Annotated in this window: 12 protein-coding genes; 2 read left to right on the plus strand and 10 right to left on the minus strand. The window is 66.5% G+C overall.

Annotation, left to right across the window (positions count from 1 at the left end; translation table 11 throughout):
* Nucleotides 1-41: 41 nt before the first annotated feature.
* Nucleotides 42-3518 (minus strand): T9SS type A sorting domain-containing protein, encoded by a 3477-nt coding sequence (locus F0P96_RS10145; RefSeq protein ID WP_151078743.1) that lies wholly within the window; start codon nucleotides 3516-3518, stop codon nucleotides 42-44.
* Nucleotides 3519-3750: 232 nt separating this feature from the next.
* On the opposite strand from F0P96_RS10145, the gene F0P96_RS10150 reads away from it, so the two are divergent.
* Complete coding sequence (locus F0P96_RS10150; RefSeq protein WP_151078744.1) at nucleotides 3751-4434, plus strand: DUF1345 domain-containing protein; 684 nt, start codon at nucleotides 3751-3753, stop codon at nucleotides 4432-4434.
* A gap of 87 nt (nucleotides 4435-4521) precedes the next feature.
* Here F0P96_RS10150 and F0P96_RS10155 read toward each other — a convergent pair whose 3' ends face one another.
* The 3 genes from F0P96_RS10155 to F0P96_RS10165 all read right to left on the minus strand — a co-directional run bounded on the left by F0P96_RS10155 (nucleotide 4522) and on the right by F0P96_RS10165 (nucleotide 7955).
* Nucleotides 4522-4734, minus strand: coding sequence for a hypothetical protein (locus F0P96_RS10155; RefSeq protein WP_151078745.1), 213 nt, complete (start codon nucleotides 4732-4734; stop codon nucleotides 4522-4524).
* A gap of 247 nt (nucleotides 4735-4981) precedes the next feature.
* Complete coding sequence (locus tag F0P96_RS10160) at nucleotides 4982-5935, minus strand: hypothetical protein (RefSeq protein ID WP_151078746.1); 954 nt, start codon at nucleotides 5933-5935, stop codon at nucleotides 4982-4984.
* Nucleotides 5936-6878: 943 nt separating this feature from the next.
* Entirely contained in the window at nucleotides 6879-7955 is a 1077-nt protein-coding gene (locus tag F0P96_RS10165) for an aldose epimerase family protein (protein WP_151078747.1), read from the minus strand.
* A 381-nt stretch (nucleotides 7956-8336) separates the two neighbouring features.
* On the opposite strand from F0P96_RS10165, the gene F0P96_RS10170 reads away from it, so the two are divergent.
* The gene (locus F0P96_RS10170; RefSeq protein WP_160620226.1) at nucleotides 8337-9719 is read left to right on the plus strand and encodes a lysophospholipid acyltransferase family protein; all 1383 of its coding nucleotides are present in this window, start codon (nucleotides 8337-8339) and stop codon (nucleotides 9717-9719) included.
* A 243-nt stretch (nucleotides 9720-9962) separates the two neighbouring features.
* Here the strand turns inward: F0P96_RS10170 and F0P96_RS10175 are convergent, their stop codons facing one another.
* The 6 genes from F0P96_RS10175 to F0P96_RS10200 all read right to left on the minus strand — a co-directional run bounded on the left by F0P96_RS10175 (nucleotide 9963) and on the right by F0P96_RS10200 (nucleotide 16356).
* A complete protein-coding gene (locus F0P96_RS10175; protein WP_151078749.1) occupies nucleotides 9963-10661 on the minus strand; it encodes a hypothetical protein in 699 nt (232 codons plus the stop codon).
* Nucleotides 10645-11463 carry a metallophosphoesterase family protein gene (locus F0P96_RS10180; protein WP_151078750.1) on the minus strand — a complete coding sequence of 273 codons (819 nt, stop codon included), beginning with the start codon at nucleotides 11461-11463 and terminating at the stop codon, nucleotides 10645-10647. The genes F0P96_RS10175 and F0P96_RS10180 overlap by 17 nt, the downstream gene beginning before the upstream one ends.
* 103 nt (nucleotides 11464-11566) lie before the next feature.
* Nucleotides 11567-12208 (minus strand): hypothetical protein, encoded by a 642-nt coding sequence (locus F0P96_RS10185; protein ID WP_151078751.1) that lies wholly within the window; start codon nucleotides 12206-12208, stop codon nucleotides 11567-11569.
* Nucleotides 12208-13056, minus strand: coding sequence for a metallophosphoesterase family protein (locus F0P96_RS10190; protein ID WP_151078752.1), 849 nt, complete (start codon nucleotides 13054-13056; stop codon nucleotides 12208-12210). The genes F0P96_RS10185 and F0P96_RS10190 overlap by 1 nt, the downstream gene beginning before the upstream one ends.
* A gap of 147 nt (nucleotides 13057-13203) precedes the next feature.
* Nucleotides 13204-14865, minus strand: a complete 1662-nt coding sequence (locus F0P96_RS10195) for an NAD(P)/FAD-dependent oxidoreductase (RefSeq protein ID WP_151078753.1) — start codon at nucleotides 14863-14865, stop codon at nucleotides 13204-13206.
* Nucleotides 14866-14955: 90 nt separating this feature from the next.
* A complete protein-coding gene (locus F0P96_RS10200) occupies nucleotides 14956-16356 on the minus strand; it encodes a sensor histidine kinase (protein ID WP_151078754.1) in 1401 nt (466 codons plus the stop codon).
* Nucleotides 16357-16369 lie beyond the last annotated feature (13 nt).

Raw genomic sequence — 16369 nt, forward strand, 5'->3', positions numbered from 1 at the left:
AACAGAATCCACCAGCGGCTACCGCATTGCAGTGCTCCGGCTTACTCCACCAACACCCGCTGCGACACCACCGTGCCGGCCGAGGAAAGCCGAAGCGTGTAGACACCGGCTGGCTTGCCGAGCACCGGCAGCACCATTGGCGTGCCGGCCCCGGTGTTAGACGCTACCCGATCCAGCACCACGCGCCCAAACGCATCCAACAGTTGCAGGCGCACCTGCTTGGCCTGAGCCAGCTCCGCCGGCAGCAGTACCGACACCGCTTCATGGGCTGGCTGCGGGTACACATGAGCTACGGGGTTGGCTGATGCAACTCGGCTTGCCGCCGGTACAAGTTGCAGCGTAAACCGCCGGTCCAGGTTGCCGTTGTTTCCTTGGAAAGTATACCCAGCGGCCTGCCGCAGGTCGTAGGAACGGTTGGCCACGCGGTCGAGCAGCAGCACAGCCGTGCCGGGCGGTACGTTGCGCAGCGTGGCGCCAATGGTGCATTGAGCAGGCCGGGCAATTTCGAGGCTCAGCGGCACCGACACGGTGGCACTGCCCAAGGCTGGCAGGCCATTCACGGCCAGCAGATCGGAGCCGGCCCACGAGCCCAATACCGGTTTTGGTGTGGTGCTGGTGATGGGAAAAACGGCGTCGGCCGGAATCTTCCACGCATCGGCCGAGGCCTCGGCCGCCGCCGTAGCACCGGCATCGAAGTACACCGTGGTGCGGTCGGTTTCGCCCGTGGCGGTGCTCACCGCTAGCTGCACCAGGGGCCGCGCGTCGGCGGTGGGTACGAAAGCGGAAGCGCGGGGTACGCTGGCCGTGCGGGCGGCATCGGTGAAGCTGAATGCAACGGCTGGGCTACCCACCGGGCCCACTACCCGCACGAAAAAGCCCTGCATCACATCCGTAAGCGGATTGCCGATGCCGTTGACGTAGTAGCGGAAAGCGCCGGCTTGCTCGTCGTACACGTACAGCGCGCGGCCCACGCCGGCCGGTAGGGTAGGAGCTACCACGCGCCAGTCGAGCAGCGAGGGGTAGGGGTTGCCCACCAGGTTCCAGCCGCTGTTTTGGGCGCTGCGCGTGAGCGGCGGGCTGCTGATGGTGCCCGTATTGAGCGTGCCTTGCAGGGCAAACGTAGGGCTGCCCGTCAGCTGCAGGCCGTAGCCAGCACCGGCAGGCAGCACCGCCGCCAGGCTCCCCGGCGACTGCCACCCCCGCCAGAAAGCCGTGGCGGCGGCGGCATCGGCGTAGGAAAGCACCGTCGGCGTGGGGCCCGTCAGGTCGCGCAGCCGGGTTATCGAGTTGAAGCACGGGTTGACAACGGCCGCATAGCCAAGCGTGGTCAGCTGCCCGACCGTGGCCCCGGCTACGGGCGACGAGAGGTGGTAGAATAGCTCCGTTGGACTGGCGGCCCGGCCTGCTGCGGCCGTGCGGCTGCCGGTGCCGGCACCCACAAAGTGCTGCACCGTAACGGCGCCGATAATCACTCCTGTGCCCGTGGGAATTACCATGGCCTGGCCCTCGGCGTCGCTCAGCAGCACCAGGTTGCCGTTCGACACCAGATTGCCCTGCAGCGTGAGGACCTGCTCTACCTGCACCGGGCCGCTGAGCGTGGCGCCGGCTGGCCCTACCGTGAGCGAAGTCAGCTCCACCGTGCCGCCGCTGCCGCCTAGCACCTGCGGGGTGGTGCCGGTGAAGGCCACGCCGCCCCCGCCGGTTTGCCGCAGCGTGCCGCCGTTGTTGGTAAACACGCCAACGATATCGAGGGTGCCGCCGCTGATGGTGAGTGTGGCCCCATTCAGGGTAAGGTCTTGCACCGAGGCCGTGCCGCTGCCGATAACGGGTGCATAGGGCGTGCCGGCAGGCACCACGGCGCTGAGGCTGGCCGAGGGCACCCCGCCGCTCCAGTTGGCCGCGTCAAACCAATCGGTCGACACGGTGCCGGCCCAGGTGGTGGGGCCGGTAGTGAATGGCACCGGACTCACGCCCAGGCCTTCGACGGTGCTGACCGTAACATACCCCGCGCTGACGTTGGCTGGTGCCGCCGTAGTAATTTCGGTGCCGGCGGCATTCACCGTCGCCGGGGTAGCCGCAAGGCCGTTGAACGCTACCGCCGGGGCCGCACCGAAAGCCTGCCCGTTGATGAGTACCGCCGTGCCGGCCGGGCCGCTGCCGGGGCTCAGGCTGGAAATAGTGGGCGTGTTGCGCAGCCGGGCGTAGTAGGTGTCGATGGAAAACGAAGACGACCCGTTCGAACTGACGGGCCCAAAGATGGGCCGAGCCTGGAAGTTATTGGTGCCGTAGAAGCGGCCGGCAATAAAGGCTGCATCGGTTCCGTCGGCCTGGATGAACGAGATGTTCAGGCCCGACCCTGTTCCGGTGCGTACCCAGCGCAGGCCACCACCCGGCCGGAAGCTGGCCACATATACCTGCGAAACCGAAGGGATGGGCGCGGCCGTTAGGCGGGTTTCACCCAGGTCGGTAACGCCGCTCAAGAAACCCGTCATGTACACGTTGCCAGCGACATCGACAGCCAGCGCACCGGGTCCGGCCGAGTTACGGGCAGGGTCTTGGTTGGGGTCGAGTACGCGGGCCCACACGGCTGTGCCGGCGGCGTTCAACTGGGCCAGCACGCCGTTCGGGCGGGTGCTCGTCAGGGCTACGCCGCCCAGCACAATATTCCCGGAAAAGGAACCGCTTAGGTACAGAGCGCCGCCCGCACCGGCAACCACGTCGGTAACCTCAAACGGGTATTGCCGCACCCAATTGACTGCGCCAGCGGGACTCAACTGCAGCACGAAGTTGTTGCCATCGGCGGCCGAGTACGTGTTGCCTGCTACCGTGAGGGTGGGGTCAAAATCACCCACGACGTAAATGTTGCCGTCGGAATCGGTGTGCAGCCGCCGCAGGTTTAAGCCCCCGCCACTTAACCGGAGTGCCCATTGGGCCGTGCCAGCGGCATCGTAGTTCACCACAAAGCCGTTGTCTAGTTCCGGATCGGCATCAGCAGGCAGGCTTACCGCCCCGGCGCTGAAGCTCCCCACGAACCGACCGGCGCCTGCAGTAGCGCCACCAGGGCTGGTGGCCAGCAAGTTGGGTGCGGCGCTTGGATGCCGGTCCCAAAGCACCGCCCCGGTAGCATCGAGTTTGAGAACAAAGATTCCAGCCGGTACGGTGACGCTGCCAGCAGTGACGGGGCCCCCAAAGGTGCCCGATACCCAGCAGTTGCCCGCCGCATCCGTACTCATGGCTCTGCCAAAGTCGCTGCCGGTGCTGCCTAATATCTTCTCCCAATAGATGCCGCTGGTAGTGCCAACGCGCGCCACGCGCACGTGGCTGAACTGGCTGGTATTCGGTACTAAATTGTAATTGCCTGCTACGTACAAATCACCCGCAGCTGTTCCCAAGCCAATCGGACCTGAATTCACTACCTGGCCAAACCGGCTGATGAATGTGCTTTGGGCGTGGGCCGTGGTGCTCAGCCAACTGCTGCACCACACCGTCCAAAATGCCACCAAGAAAATCTTGCGCATAAGTGTTGCATATGATGTGAGAAGATTGGCGGAGGTAGGAAGATATCCTTACTGTTTTCTATGTGCAATTATTTAGAAAAATAATCATGTTAAACTCGGCGGTTTGTGGTTTCAATAAGGTAGAATACCTGCCGTTCAGGCAACAGTCGGCAACGCACGAAGCGGTAGGAGCGCCAATACCCAACCAGCGCGGTAAACGCAAGATTTCACACCTTGCGCTACCGTTTCGCCTATGGGTTCTGCCTCCATCAGCTTCCGCTTGCTCCGCCGTATGGGTGCCCTGCCGGCTTTGGTGCGCTTGCTGCTCGGGGTGGTTGCGGGGGCACTGGCCTACGGGTGGGCAACGGGAAGTCTGTCGCCGCTGACGCGCCTGGTGGCGGCCTGGGACGGTTTTGCCCTCGTCTCGCTGCTGTTGTTGTGGGCGGCCATCGTCACGGCGGAGGTGAATACCATTCGGGCTGTGGCTATGGCCGAAGACCCCGGCCGGCTCTGGACGTCGGTATTTGTGTTGGTAACGGCCGGTGCCAGCTTGCTGGCGGTGGTGGCCCTGCTCGACACCATGCGCACGCTGCCGCACGGGCAGCTGCCGCTCTACGCGGTGCTGTCGATTGTAGCGGTGGGGGCGGCGTGGCTGCTGGTGCACACGGTATTCACGCTGCGCTACGCCCACCTCTACTACGATACCACGGTGGACGGTGGCGAAGGGGGCCTGGACTTCCCCGGCGGCGAAACCGAGCCCGACTACCTCGACTTTGCCTACTTCGCTTTCGTGGTGGGCATGACGGCCCAAACCGCCGACGTGGCCATCAGCAGCCGCTACCTGCGCCGGGTGGCGCTGCTGCACGGCATCATCTCGTTCGGGTTCAACACGGCCGTGGTGGCCCTCACGGTAGGCGGGCTGGCGGGGGTGCTGTAGAGAATAACGCACCAATCACCACATAAGACGCTGCTGCAACAGGGCGTCTTTTCGCAGAGGCTGCACCGGCTGAGCCGCTGAATGTGGCTAGTGCATCACCGGGCCTTCCACCTTCGTGGCGAAGCGCTCCAGAATCTGGGCCGAGTCGTGGGGAATGCCTTCGAGCAGGCGGCGCACGGCGGAGCGCTTCCAGTTCTCCAGCAAAACCGGGTCGGAGCGGTGGTCGGCTATGCGGTTGGGGTGGTTGGCCAGCCAGGTATCAACCAAGGCAGCAGCACGTTTTTCATCGAGGGGTTCCATGGCGTTGCGGGGAAGGAAATGCACGCGGCTGCCCGGCCGGGCAGCCCCTTATAAGTTCGGAAATTCCACCCGCATTTGCACCTGAACCCACGTTCAAATGCAGGCGTCGGAAACCAGCCAAACAGGATCCGTCCTTACCAGAAACAACCGGCGCACCGGTGGCTGGCTTGCCGCCCCATGTACACGCAAGAAGGCCCGGGCACTGGTGCCCGGGCCTTCTTGCGTGTGGAGGAAATCAACAAGTCAGCTAGCGGCGCTGCTGCCCGGCGCCGTAGTCGCCGAAGCGGCTGCTGCGGTCGTCGCGGTTATCGTAGGGGTCATCGTCGCGGCGGGGGCGGCGGTCCGCGTCGTCGCGGTGGTCGTAGGCGTGGTTGGTGCGGTTGCGGCTCCGGTCGTCGTAGAGGCTGCTGGAGTAATCGTCGCCGTAGCCGAAATCGGAGCGGGCACCGTCGCGGTTGCTGCCGTCGTAGCGGGGTTCGCGCTGGCCGTCGGTGTCGCGCGGGTTGGGGCGGCGGTTGCGGGGCTGGGTGCGCTCCTCGTCCCGGTCGTAGTGGTCGGAGTAGGACGCGTAGGATTCCTGGCCGCCGCGGGCGCGCTTGTAGCTGGTGCCGCGGTAATCGTCGCGGCCCGCGTCACGGTCTCGGCCGCGCTCCTCGTCGCGGGGGGGCTCCTGGCGGGCGGTCCAGCCGCGGTTGGCGGTTTCGTAGGTAGCACCGTAGCGGGCCGAGTCGGGCTCGTTCTGGTAGCGGTAGTTGGCTTCGCGGGCCGATTCGCGCTGGCGGCGCAGGTCGGCATCGTCGTCGTCGAGGCGGCGGGCAGCCTGACCGGGGCGGCCGGCTATGCCAAAGTTGCTGTAGCCGTGGCGCGAGTTGTCGTAGTCGTAATTGGAGCGGGCGTCGTAGCGCGGGCGGCGCGGGTCGGCCTGCGAGTCGTAGTACTGCGGGCCTTCGCGGCGGTTGTCGGCTTCCTGCTGCCGGCCCCGGTCGTTGCCGCCGCGGTAGTCGCCCTCGTAGCCGCGCGGGCGGTTTTCGGTTTGGCCGCCGAAGTCGTTGGGCCGGTTGCGGGCGTTGGGTGCATTGCGCGAGGCCGGGGCGCCGTAGTCGTCATCGGGGTGCGGGCGGCGCGAACGGGCGTCGGCGGCGCGGCGGTCATCGTCGGGGCGGGCGCCGGAGCGGCGGCCGGAGTTCTGAGAATGAGGCATGGCGGTAGGTTGGTTGTGGGTAGACTGAAGTGTACCCCGGCCCGCGGGCGAAGGTTGCGCGGTGGGGCAGGCCGTTGGGCAGCAAAAAGCCCCGGCGTTGGGGCCGGGGCTTTGTTCCACTCACTGGCTGCGCACACTCACCCACGCAATGCCGGAGCAAAGGTGCGGCCGCAGTATTAGGCTATTGTTGCGGCAGGATTAGGCTTTTGCGGTTTTTTGGGGGGAGTAATGCGGGAGGAATAGAAGAACGTCAGGCAAAGGTTTCGCCCTCTAACGTTGCCCGTCATGCAGAGCGCAGCGAAGCATCTCTCCCGCTTTGTCGCATACTATCTGGCGAAGCGGTAGAGATGCTTCGCTGCGCTGCATGACGGCCGCTGAAAACAACGCGTCGGAGAATCACCCCCAACCCCTGTTCCAGCAACAACGCAAAAGGCCGCTGCCCGGTAGAGCAGCGGCCTTGGTCGCAGGGGCAAGTCCATTCACCCAAATTGCTACACTCCCACGACGGGGTAAAACCGGGCCACTGCTGGCCACGGGTGATGGTTGCAATTCACCAAACCACTCTGCGGGGGTTCACCCACCACCGCAAAAAAAGAGTTGCAACCAAGCAGGCGTTGGGGCCCCATCAGGGCCCGATTGCATCGGGTGCAGTCGGCCTCACTTCCACGACAAAATTACCCCGGGGTTGGGCGGTCGGGCGGGTTTTGCGCCGAAGTGGGCTTCTCACTGGCCGAACGCCTGGGTTTGCTATGCGAACCGCCGTAACTGCTTGCCCGGCAGCGGCCTTTGGCCCACGAAAAAGCCCCGGCCCAGCGGGCCAGGGCTTTCCGACACGGGGTGCACATCCACTCATTTGCGCCAACGCCCGCACCCAAACATGCAGCGCCGGGCATGACGGATTGGTGAAGAAACCACAAGCCCGTGTCCCGAGGCCCGCCGCTCACTACCGCACCCCAAACCGGTACACCGTGGTGCTGTGAAACACCTGCCCCGGCCGCAGAATGGTGCCGGGGAAATCGGGGTGGTTGGGGGAGTCGGGGAAGTGCTGGGTTTCGAGGCAGAAGCCGTAGTGCCGGGGGTAGGCCGTGCCGTCGTGGCCGGTGAGCGAGCCGTCGAGGAAGTTGCCGGCGTAGCACTGCACGCCGGGCTGGCTGGTGAGCACCGTGAGCGTGCGGCCCGTGGTGGGCTCGTGCACGAAGGCGGCCCGGTGCAGGCCCGAGGGCGCCAGCGGCTGGTGCAGCACCCAGTTGTGGTCGTAGCCGCCGGGCACTTGCCCGATGCGCGCGCCCAGGGCCGTGGGCTCCCGAAAGTCGAAGGGCGTGCCCGGCACCGGGCGCAGCTCGCCGGTCGGTATCAGCGTGTCGTCGACCACGGTGTAGCGGTCGGCGGGCAGGGTCAGCTCGTGGCCCAGGGCATCGGGCACTTGGCCGTGGGCGAGGTTGAAATAGCAGTGGTTGGTCAGGTTGACGGGCGTGGCCTTGTCGGTGGTGGCGTGGTACTCGATGCGCAGAGCGTTGTCGGCGCAGAGGGTGTAGTCGACGGTTACTTGCAGGTTGCCGGGGTAGCCCTCGTCGCCGTCGGGGCTGAGGTGGGTGAGGCGCAGGGCGGGGCTGCCGTCGGGGGCGGTGTGGGCGGTGGCTTGCCAGAGCACCTGGTTGAAGCCGCGCCGGCCGCCGTGCAGGTGGTGGAGGCCGTTGTTGGTGGCCAGCTGGTAGGGGCGGCCGTCGAGGGTAAACCGGCCCTGGCCGATGCGGTTGGCGTAGCGCCCGATGAGGGCCCCGAAGTAGGGGTTGGCCTGCTGGTAGGCCGGGCTCAGGTAGCCGTCGAGCGAGTCGAAACCCAGCACCACCTCGCCCAGCTGCCCGGCGCGGTCGGGCACCAGCAGGCTGGTCACGGTGCCGCCGTAGGGCGTGATGCGCGCCTCGGCGCCGTGGGCGTTGGTGAGGGTGAAGAGCGGCACGGCGTCGCCCTCGGGCGAGTAGCCAAACGGGGCCGAGGTGGGGGTAGCGGCAGCAGCCATACGCAGCGGGGGTAAGGGTGAGGACGAATGGGTAAGGATACGAGGATTGGGCGGCTTTGGGGGCCGGGGCTTCACGGGCCCCCTCTTCCGCGGACCTCACCCCCCGGCCCCCTCGCCAAAAGAGAGGGGGAGCCACGGCGGCGCGGTGCCGCGTGGTACTACGACTTCAAGTCGTAGTACCACTATTGTTGCACGACCAGCACCGGTCAGGACCAGTTCCACTCTATCCTGCCCCAGCACTAAGCCGCTTCCCAGTCAGTAGTGCGACCTAGGGGAAATATTCTAATCGGGGCCCGGATTCCCAGCCTTATGCCCAAAATCCCGTATCCTGCGGTGAAGCGCGGGCGCCCCTTGCCGCGCCGCTTCCCTTCCCCGCCGCTTATGTCGCTTTTCTACACCCTCGTGAAGCCCCCGGTGCAGCTGGCGCTGCGCGTGTTTTTCCGGCAGCTGCAGGTGCGCCACCCCGGCCGCCTCAACGCCGAGGGCCCGCTGCTCATTGCTGCCAACCACCCCAACACCCTCATGGACCCGCTGCTGGTGGCGGCCCACCGGCGCCAGCAGATTGCCTCGCTGGCCAAGAGCACGTTTTTCCAGAACCCCGTTTCGCGCTGGTTCATGGAGGTGTCGAAGTGCATACCCGTGTACCGCCGGCAGGATGCCGAAACCGGCGACGCCGCCGAAACGCCCGAGGAAATGGCCCGCCGCAACGAGCAGATGTTTGCCCGCTGCTACGACCACCTCGACCAGGGCGGCTCGCTCATGATATTTCCCGAGGGCACCAGCGTGCAGGAGCGCCGCCTGCGCCCGCTCAAAACCGGCGCGGCCCGCATTGCCCTGGGCGCCGAGGCCCGCCGCAACTTCCAGCTGGGCGTGCGCGTGCTGCCCGTGGGCCTGAACTACTCCGACCCCCGCCGCTTCCGCTCCGACGCCCTCGTGAACGTGGCCGAGCCCATCCGGGTGGCCGACTACGCCGACCTCTACCGACACAACCCCGAAGAAGCCGCCGACGCCCTCACCGAAGAGCTGCGCCGCCGCCTCGAAAGCCGCCTCGTCATCACCCGCGACGACGCCGAGGACGACCTCGTGCGACAAGTCGAGGACACCTTCGGCCAGTACCTTGTGCCCGCGCACGACGAGTCGGCCACGCCCTACGACAACTTTCGCCTTACGCGCCTGCTGCTGCGCGGCCTGGCCTGGCTAGAGCACCACGCCCCCAACCACCTCACCGCCCTGCGCCAGCACCTGCACGCCTACGAAACCACCCTGCGCCAGCACCGCCTCTCCGACGAGGCCCTGCGCCGCGGCACGCCCCAGCAGCGCGCCTGGCGCGGCGTCACCACGGCCCTGAAGCTGGTGGTGGGCTTTCCGGTGCATGTGTATGGCGTGGTGAACAACTACCTGCCCTACATCATCCCCTCGATGGTGGCGCGCCGCCTCACCAAAGACGTGGAGTTCATCGCGCCTATCATGCTGGTGACGGGTATGCTCACTTTCGGCATCCTATACCCGCTGCAAACCTGGCTGGCGTACCGCCTCACGCACAGCGGCTGGCTGGCGGGCCTGTACCTGCTGAGCCTGCCCCTCACCGGCTTCTTCGCCCTCAACTACTGGAACCGCCTCGCCGACCGCCAGGAGCGCCTGCGCCTCTATCGCCTCTTCCGCCGCCAGCCCGATACCGTGGAAACCCTCTTCCGCCAGCGCGCCACGGTATTGCGCCTGCTCGACGAAGCCCGCCAGGAATACCTGACCGCCACGGCCGAGTAGCGCGGCTTTCGCCGACACTGGAGTGGTTGACCGCCGTTGCTGACGTTGAACGACTAATTGCAGAACGTCATGCTGAGCTTGCCGAAGCATCTCTACTGCTTCGTTGCGTCGTGCGGGAGAGATGCTTCGTCAAGCTCAGCATGACCACTACTTTCTTTACTGTCGGTCGGCTACCTCCGGCTCTTTATCTGCGGAAGGAAACTAGCCTCTAGCATTGGCGTGGCCTTCTATCCAACTACCGTTTCATTTTCCCCCTCCCTTCACGCCCAGGCCCAGCGTGAGTATTTCGGACAGGCGCAGGCTACGGTTGGTGATTTTGCTGACCAGGTACAGGTCGTTGGTGCCCAGCTCGGCGTAGTAGCTGCTGCGCTGGGGCCAGCCGGCACCGCCTTCGTGGGTGAGGCGCGCGCCGAGCACCGCCCCAAACCGCAGCGCCGACGACCACCAGTAGTAGCCCTTGGGGTACTTGGTGGCGCGGGAGCTGTTGAGGCCCGGCCCAAAGGTGTAGGAAGCCAGCCCGCCGAACGAAAGCGGGTTAGCCTGCCAGCGCGAGGCGCCGAGCTGCGGGGCGTAGGGCGTGTAAGTGGTTTTGAGCGTGACCACGCCCAGGGTTTTGCCGCCGAGCTTTTTGGGCACAATGCCGAGGAGCAGTTCGGGCTCCAGTCGGCGCCGGGCCAGCCAGTAGCCGCCGCCCACGGCCACTGCGCCGGTGCCCCCCGCAATGTGCACGGTCAGGAAGAATGCGCCGTCGGTGGGGCGTGGGGTGTTGGGCGCGGCAGGTTGCGTGGCCGGCTGCGCCGCGTCGTTGGCCGGGTCGGAAGATTGGGCCTGCGCCGGGGCCGCCAGCAGCACCGCCGCAACGGCCAGCGGCAACAAGCACGCCCAGCGGTGGGATACGCCACGGGCCAGGGGCCAAGGCACGGCACTACGCAGCGGGGCCATAGCTCACGGTTTGGAGGTTGAACTGCCCCGCACCCCACACCGACAGCACCAGGTAGCGGCGCTTGCCCATGTGGTAGGTGGTCAGGTACGGAACGCCGTCGTGGTAGGGCTGCTCGGCGGTGTAGCGGTGAATGTGGGCCGCCAGGTGCAACACCACTTGCGGGCTGCTCCCGATGGCGGCGGTATAGGCCGGAATCAGCTGCGGGTCGAAGTCGGAGTCGGTGGGCGGCACGTGGCTGACGACCACCGTGCGGCGCACCCCGGCGGTGTCGGCCAGCTCACGCCGCAGCCACGGCACATCGGGCACGCGGCCCCGGAACCCCGACTCGCGGCCGTTGGTATCCACGCACACGAACTTGGTGCCGCCGTAGCGGAAGCTGTAGTTCAGCGGCCCGTACACCTGCTGGTACGCGGCCCGGCCGTTGCCCACCTGGTCGTGGTTGCCGATAACGGTGAGGTAGGGCGCGCGCAGGCCGCTCAGGCGGCGGTGCACCCAGCGCAGTTCGCGCGTCAGGCCGAAGTCGGAAATGTCGCCGCCCACCAGCACGAAGTCGATGCCGGGCTGCTGGTTCACGCTGCGCACGAAGTCCTCGGTTTCGTCGTAGAACCGCTGCGAGTCGCCCACGAACACGAAGCGCACGGTGTCGGTGGGGCTTTTGGGGTGCGCGCGCAGGCGCTGCAGGTTCTGAGCCGTGAGGTGCTGCGCGGTGGGTGGCGCCCAGGTTTGGTTGGGGTTGCTTTCGAGCAAGGTGCAGCCGGCCAGCAGCACAGTAGAGCAGCACAACACGCGAAGAAAGGACATAGGAGCAAGGCTGCGCCGGGGCGGCCCGGCGGCCCCATCAAGGGGTAATACCACCGAAGGGCCCCGGAGGTTATGGCGGCTTGCCCGGTTTCCTGAAACGCCGCTACAAATCCACCTTCACGCCAATACCCAAGGTGAGAATATCGGCCACCGAAAGCGCCTTGATGTTGCTGTACAGGCTCACCAGGTACAGGTCGTTGGTGCCCAGCTCGTAGTACAACGAAGCCGTGCGGGGCTGGCCGTTGGCTTTGGTGGGTAGCTCGTAGGCCACGCGCCCGCCCACAAAGGCCCCGGCCCGACTGCGAGCGGGCCACCAGTAGTAGCCCTTGGGGTATTTGCCGTCCAGCGAGGCGTTCATGCCCCGGCTGGCGGTGTAGTTGACCAGACCCCCCACCGACAGCGGCCGCACTTGCCAGCGTGAGGCGCCCAGCCCCAGCGTCCAGGGCGAATAGGTGGCCTTGCCGGTGAAAATGCCCATGGGCGTGATGCTGTACTTGCGGGGCACGTAGCCCGTCAGCACGTCCACATCGAGGCGGCCGCGCAGGGTGGTGTAGCCCACGCCTACCGTTACCATGCCCTGCCCGCCAGCCACCTGCCCGATGAGGTGGTGGGGGCGGTACCACGGCTGGGCAATCAGCCCGTCGGTGGTGCTGGGTACGGGCGGAGTAGGCGGGTCGGTGGGAGCAGCGGCTAGGGCCGGCAGCACGGCCGCGCCCAGCAACAACGAAAGCAGGAGCGCGCGCATTAGTAGGAGATGTTGTCGAGACGGAATCCCCGATCGCCCCAGAGCGTGAGCAACGTGTACTCGCGCTTCTCGAAGCTGTAGGAATTGATGAACGGGATGTTGTTTTCGTAGGGGTAATCGACGCCGAAATCGTGGCGGTGGCCGTTCAGCTCAAACACCAGCCGCGGCGCCCGCGCCAGGGCCTCTACGTAGGGCTGCTCCAACTGCGGGTCGAAGTCGCCGTCGAAGGGCGGCACGTGGCTGACCACGATTTGCCGCCGGGCGCCGCCGGTATCGGCCAGGGTGCTTTCCAGCCACGGAATGTTGGGAAGCGTGCCGTTGAACCCGGCTTCGCGCCCGTTGGTGTCGAGCAGAACAAAGCGGGTGTCGGCGTAGGTAAAGGCGTAGTTCAGCGGGCCGTACACCTGCTCGTAGGCGCCGCGCCCGTTGGCCACGTGGTCGTGGTTGCCGATGACGGTGAGGTAGGGCACGCGGAGCTTGCGCAGGCGCTCATCCACCCAGCGCATTTCGCGCACCAGCCCGAAGTCGGAAATGTCGCCGGCCACCAGTACAAACGCCACGTCTGGCTGCTGATTCACGCTGCGCACAAAGTCCTCGGCCTCGCCGTAGAACCGTTGTGAGTCGCCGATGAACACGAAGCGCAGCGTGTCGCCGCGGCTGGGGTTGGGGCGGGCGGCCAGCGCATCGAGGTTTTTGCGCGTGAGGTTGCGGTACTCCTCGGGCGTGCGGGTTTCGTTGGGGCTGAACTCAAGTAAGTCGCAGCCACCCAACAGGCCGGTGAGCAACAAAGCGCCCAGGCCGCGGCCGGCCCAGGAAGAAAGAAAAGAAAAAGCGGAAACGTGCGGCATACCAACAACACACGCCTGCAGGTGGGTAAATCAGGCGACTCGTGCTGTGGGCGTATACTGTGCACACCCCGTTTGGGTTGACGGTCATTACAGCCAGCGGGCAGTTCCCTCCGCCGATGAGGAAAGGAACTGCCCGCTGGCGCTACCCTATTCGTCCAGGTACTGGTGCACGAACTTGATGGCCATCGAGCCTTCGCCCACGGCCGAGGCCACGCGGGCCATGGCCCCGGCGCGGGAGTCGCCGGCGGCAAAAATGCCGGGTACGCTGCTTTCGAGGGCAAACGGTTCGCGTGCACGCTTCCACTTGGCGGCAAAGCGCGGGTCGGCCACCAGGTCGCGGCCGGTTACCACAAAGCCTTTGCCGTCGCAGAGCAGCACGTCGCAGAGCCATTCGGTGCTGGGCTTGGCCCCAATGAACACGAACAGCGCCCGCGCCGGCCGCGCCTGTACCTCGCCGGTGCGGTTCTGGCGCAGTACCACTTCCTCCAGGTGGTCTTGCCCGCGCACTTCCTGCACCTCCGTGAAGGGCAGCAGCTCGATGTTGGCGGTGCGCCCGATCTGCTCAATCAGGTACGCCGACATGGAAGCCGCCAACGACTCGCCCCGAATGACGATGAACACGCGTCGGGCGTAGCTGGCCAGGTACATGGCCGCTTGCCCGGCCGAGTTGCCGCCGCCCACCACGTATACGTCCTGGTCGCCGCAGGAGCGGGCCTCGGTGCGGGCCGCGCCGTAGTACACGCCCGCGCCCGTCAGGTGCTCGATGCCGGGCACGGCCAGCTGGCGGTAGCTCACGCCGGGCGTCATCACCACGGCGCGGGTGCGCACCTCGCTGCCGTCGGCCAGCGTTAGTACCTTGTATTCGTCCTGCACGCAGAGCTTGGTGACTTCTTGCGACAACAGAAACTCGGCCCCGAGGCGCACGGCCTGCGCCCAGGCGCGGTGCGCCAGCTCGGCCCCGCTCAGGCCGGTGGGAAAGCCCAAATAGTTTTCGATGCGCGACGATGTGCCGGCCTGTCCGCCGGGGTTCTGCCGCTCGATAATCAGCGTTTTCAGCCCCTCAGAAGCGCCATATACTGCCGCCGCCAGCCCCGAAGGCCCGGCGCCGATAACCACCACGTCGTAGAGCGCCTGCGAGGGTTTGCGCGAGAGGCCCAAGGCTTCGGCCAGTACCCCGCGCGTGGGTTGGGCCTGGGCTTTCCCGTCGGCCGTCAGCACCACGGGCAGGTCGCTGGGCGAAAAGCCAGTGCTGGCCAGCAAGGCCGGCGCTTCGGGGTGGGTTTCGAAATCGTACCACTGAAACGCGACCATGTGCGCGGCCAGGAAATCCTTGAGCTCGTGCGAAAGTGGCGACCATTGAAAACCCACCAGCCGCACTCCACTGAAGCGCGGCTTGTAATTGGCCTGCCACGCCGCCAGCAAGTCGTGCAGAGTGGGGTAGAGCAGGTCCTGGGGCGGATCCCAGGGCTTCATCAGGTAGTAGTCGAGGCGGGCGTCGTTGATGGCCCGGATGGCAGCCTCGGTATCGGCGTAGGCGGTGAGCAGCACGCGCTTGGCCTCGGGGAACAAGGTGCGGGCTTGTTCCAGCACCTGCACGCCTTCCATGTCGGGCATACGCTGGTCGGCCAGCACCAGGGCCAGCGGCTCGGCCCGGCTCTTCAGCTGGTTGAGCGCGCCCACGGCTTCGGTGCCCGAACCGGCCCGCACAATGCGGTAATCCTTGCGAAACTCGCTGCGCAGGTCGCGGTCGATGGCCGACAGCACTTGCGGGTCGTCGTCGACCACGAGCAAAACGGGTTTCTTATCCATAGCAAAAAGCGGGGTGGCTACTGGAGCGAGCGGGTGGAAAATAAAAATCAAGGGCGGCTTTCGGCGAAGCCGGACTGCCGCCCGGGCGTACTATTCGGCCAAGGGAAGCCACACGCAAAACTCGGTGCGGCCGGGCTCGGAGTGGACCTGTACGCGGCCGTCGTGGCTGAGCACGATGCGGCGCACAATGTCGAGGCCGAGGCCGGTGCCCTCGCCCACGGGCTTGGTGGTGTAAAAGGGCTCGAACACGTGGGGCTGCACGTCGGGCGCAATGCCGGGGCCGTTGTCGATAATGGAAATGCAGGCCAAGTCACCGTCGCGGCGGGTTTGCACGCGCAGCTCGCCCTCGGCCGGCAGTACGTCGATGGCGTTGTCGACGAGGTTGGTCCACACCTGGTTGAGGGCGCTGGGCTGGGCCACTACCAGCAGCAGGCCCGGCGCATAGTCGCGCAGCACCCGAATGCGCTTTTTGCGCAGCGGGTAGCTCAGCAGCGCCAGCGTGCTGTCGAGACCAGCGTGCAAGTCGGTGGGCACGCGGCCGGGCGCGCGGTCCATGTGCGAGTAGTCTTTCACGTTGCCCACCAGCTCGCTGATGCGGCGGGCGGCCTGCTTCACGTCGCGCACCAGCTGGCGGTTGCTGAGCTGCAGCTCCAGCCAGCACAGGGCGGGGTTGCGGGCGGCGGCAGGCAGAGCGCTCAGCACCGGCGCGAGGTCGTCGGCTTCGAGGCCACCCGCCAGTAGGCCGTTGGCCAGAGTGGTGGCATCGGCAATGCCCTGCTGGTCGAGCCAGTCGATCAGCTCTTCTTCGCGGTCGGACTGCTCCAGGGCCGAAAGCGAGGCCGAGGGCATGGCGGTGCGGTTGGCCAGGGCCAGCAGCGGCGCGAGTGTTTGGAGGGGCACCTGGGCGGCCAGTAAGGCCGTGAGCAGCTCGGGCTCGGTGCCGGCGTGGGTGGTAAGGGTGTCGGCAGCGCGGCTGATGGCGGCTACCGGGTTGTTGAGCTCGTGGGCGAGGCCGGCAGCCAGCTTGCCAAGGGCACGGAGCTTGTCGTCGCGCTCCTGGCCGCGCACTTCCTCCCGGGCGCGGTCGTTCATAAGGGCCACTAGGCGCTGCACCAGCTCGGGGCTCACGCGCTCCAGCTCCGGAAACCAGTCGCGGTGCAGGGCATACACCACCGTGGGCTCGGTAGCAGTGGCGTAGCCGCTGAAGGTGCGCAGGCGTGAGTAGGGCAGCACGCCGGTTACCAGGCCGGCCTCGGCCCGCAGAAAGGTTTCGCGCTGGCCGTTGCGCACGGCCGCAAACTGCAGCCCGCCCTGCACAATAGCAATCAGGAAATCGGCCGGGTCGCCGGGCTGGGCCACGGTTTCGCCGGCCGCCAGGTCGCGCCGCTCGCCGTGGGCCAGCAGCCAGTCGATAACCTCGGCCGGCAAATCGGCAAAGGCGGAAATCCGGGCCAGATCGGCCGGGGCAAGTTGAGTGGCAGCAGTAACCATGGCGGCAGGAGGG

Source organism: Hymenobacter busanensis, assembly GCF_008727865.1.
Classification (GTDB): Bacteria; Bacteroidota; Bacteroidia; order Cytophagales; family Hymenobacteraceae; genus Solirubrum; species Solirubrum busanense.

What these genes read in the sequence shown, in the direction of transcription:
- F0P96_RS10145 (WP_151078743.1), bottom strand. Translation starts at nt 3,518, where the DNA reads ATGCGCAAGATTTTCTTGGTGGCATTTTGGACGGTGTGGTGCAGCAGT.
- F0P96_RS10150 (WP_151078744.1), top strand. Translation starts at nt 3,751, where the DNA reads ATGGGTTCTGCCTCCATCAGCTTCCGCTTGCTCCGCCGTATGGGTGCC.
- F0P96_RS10155 (WP_151078745.1), bottom strand. Translation starts at nt 4,734, where the DNA reads ATGGAACCCCTCGATGAAAAACGTGCTGCTGCCTTGGTTGATACCTGG.
- F0P96_RS10160 (WP_151078746.1), bottom strand. Translation starts at nt 5,935, where the DNA reads ATGCCTCATTCTCAGAACTCCGGCCGCCGCTCCGGCGCCCGCCCCGAC.
- F0P96_RS10165 (WP_151078747.1), bottom strand. Translation starts at nt 7,955, where the DNA reads ATGGCTGCTGCCGCTACCCCCACCTCGGCCCCGTTTGGCTACTCGCCC.
- F0P96_RS10170 (WP_160620226.1), top strand. Translation starts at nt 8,337, where the DNA reads ATGTCGCTTTTCTACACCCTCGTGAAGCCCCCGGTGCAGCTGGCGCTG.
- F0P96_RS10175 (WP_151078749.1), bottom strand. Translation starts at nt 10,661, where the DNA reads ATGGCCCCGCTGCGTAGTGCCGTGCCTTGGCCCCTGGCCCGTGGCGTA.
- F0P96_RS10180 (WP_151078750.1), bottom strand. Translation starts at nt 11,463, where the DNA reads ATGTCCTTTCTTCGCGTGTTGTGCTGCTCTACTGTGCTGCTGGCCGGC.
- F0P96_RS10185 (WP_151078751.1), bottom strand. Translation starts at nt 12,208, where the DNA reads ATGCGCGCGCTCCTGCTTTCGTTGTTGCTGGGCGCGGCCGTGCTGCCG.
- F0P96_RS10190 (WP_151078752.1), bottom strand. Translation starts at nt 13,056, where the DNA reads ATGCCGCACGTTTCCGCTTTTTCTTTTCTTTCTTCCTGGGCCGGCCGC.
- F0P96_RS10195 (WP_151078753.1), bottom strand. Translation starts at nt 14,865, where the DNA reads ATGGATAAGAAACCCGTTTTGCTCGTGGTCGACGACGACCCGCAAGTG.
- F0P96_RS10200 (WP_151078754.1), bottom strand. Translation starts at nt 16,356, where the DNA reads ATGGTTACTGCTGCCACTCAACTTGCCCCGGCCGATCTGGCCCGGATT.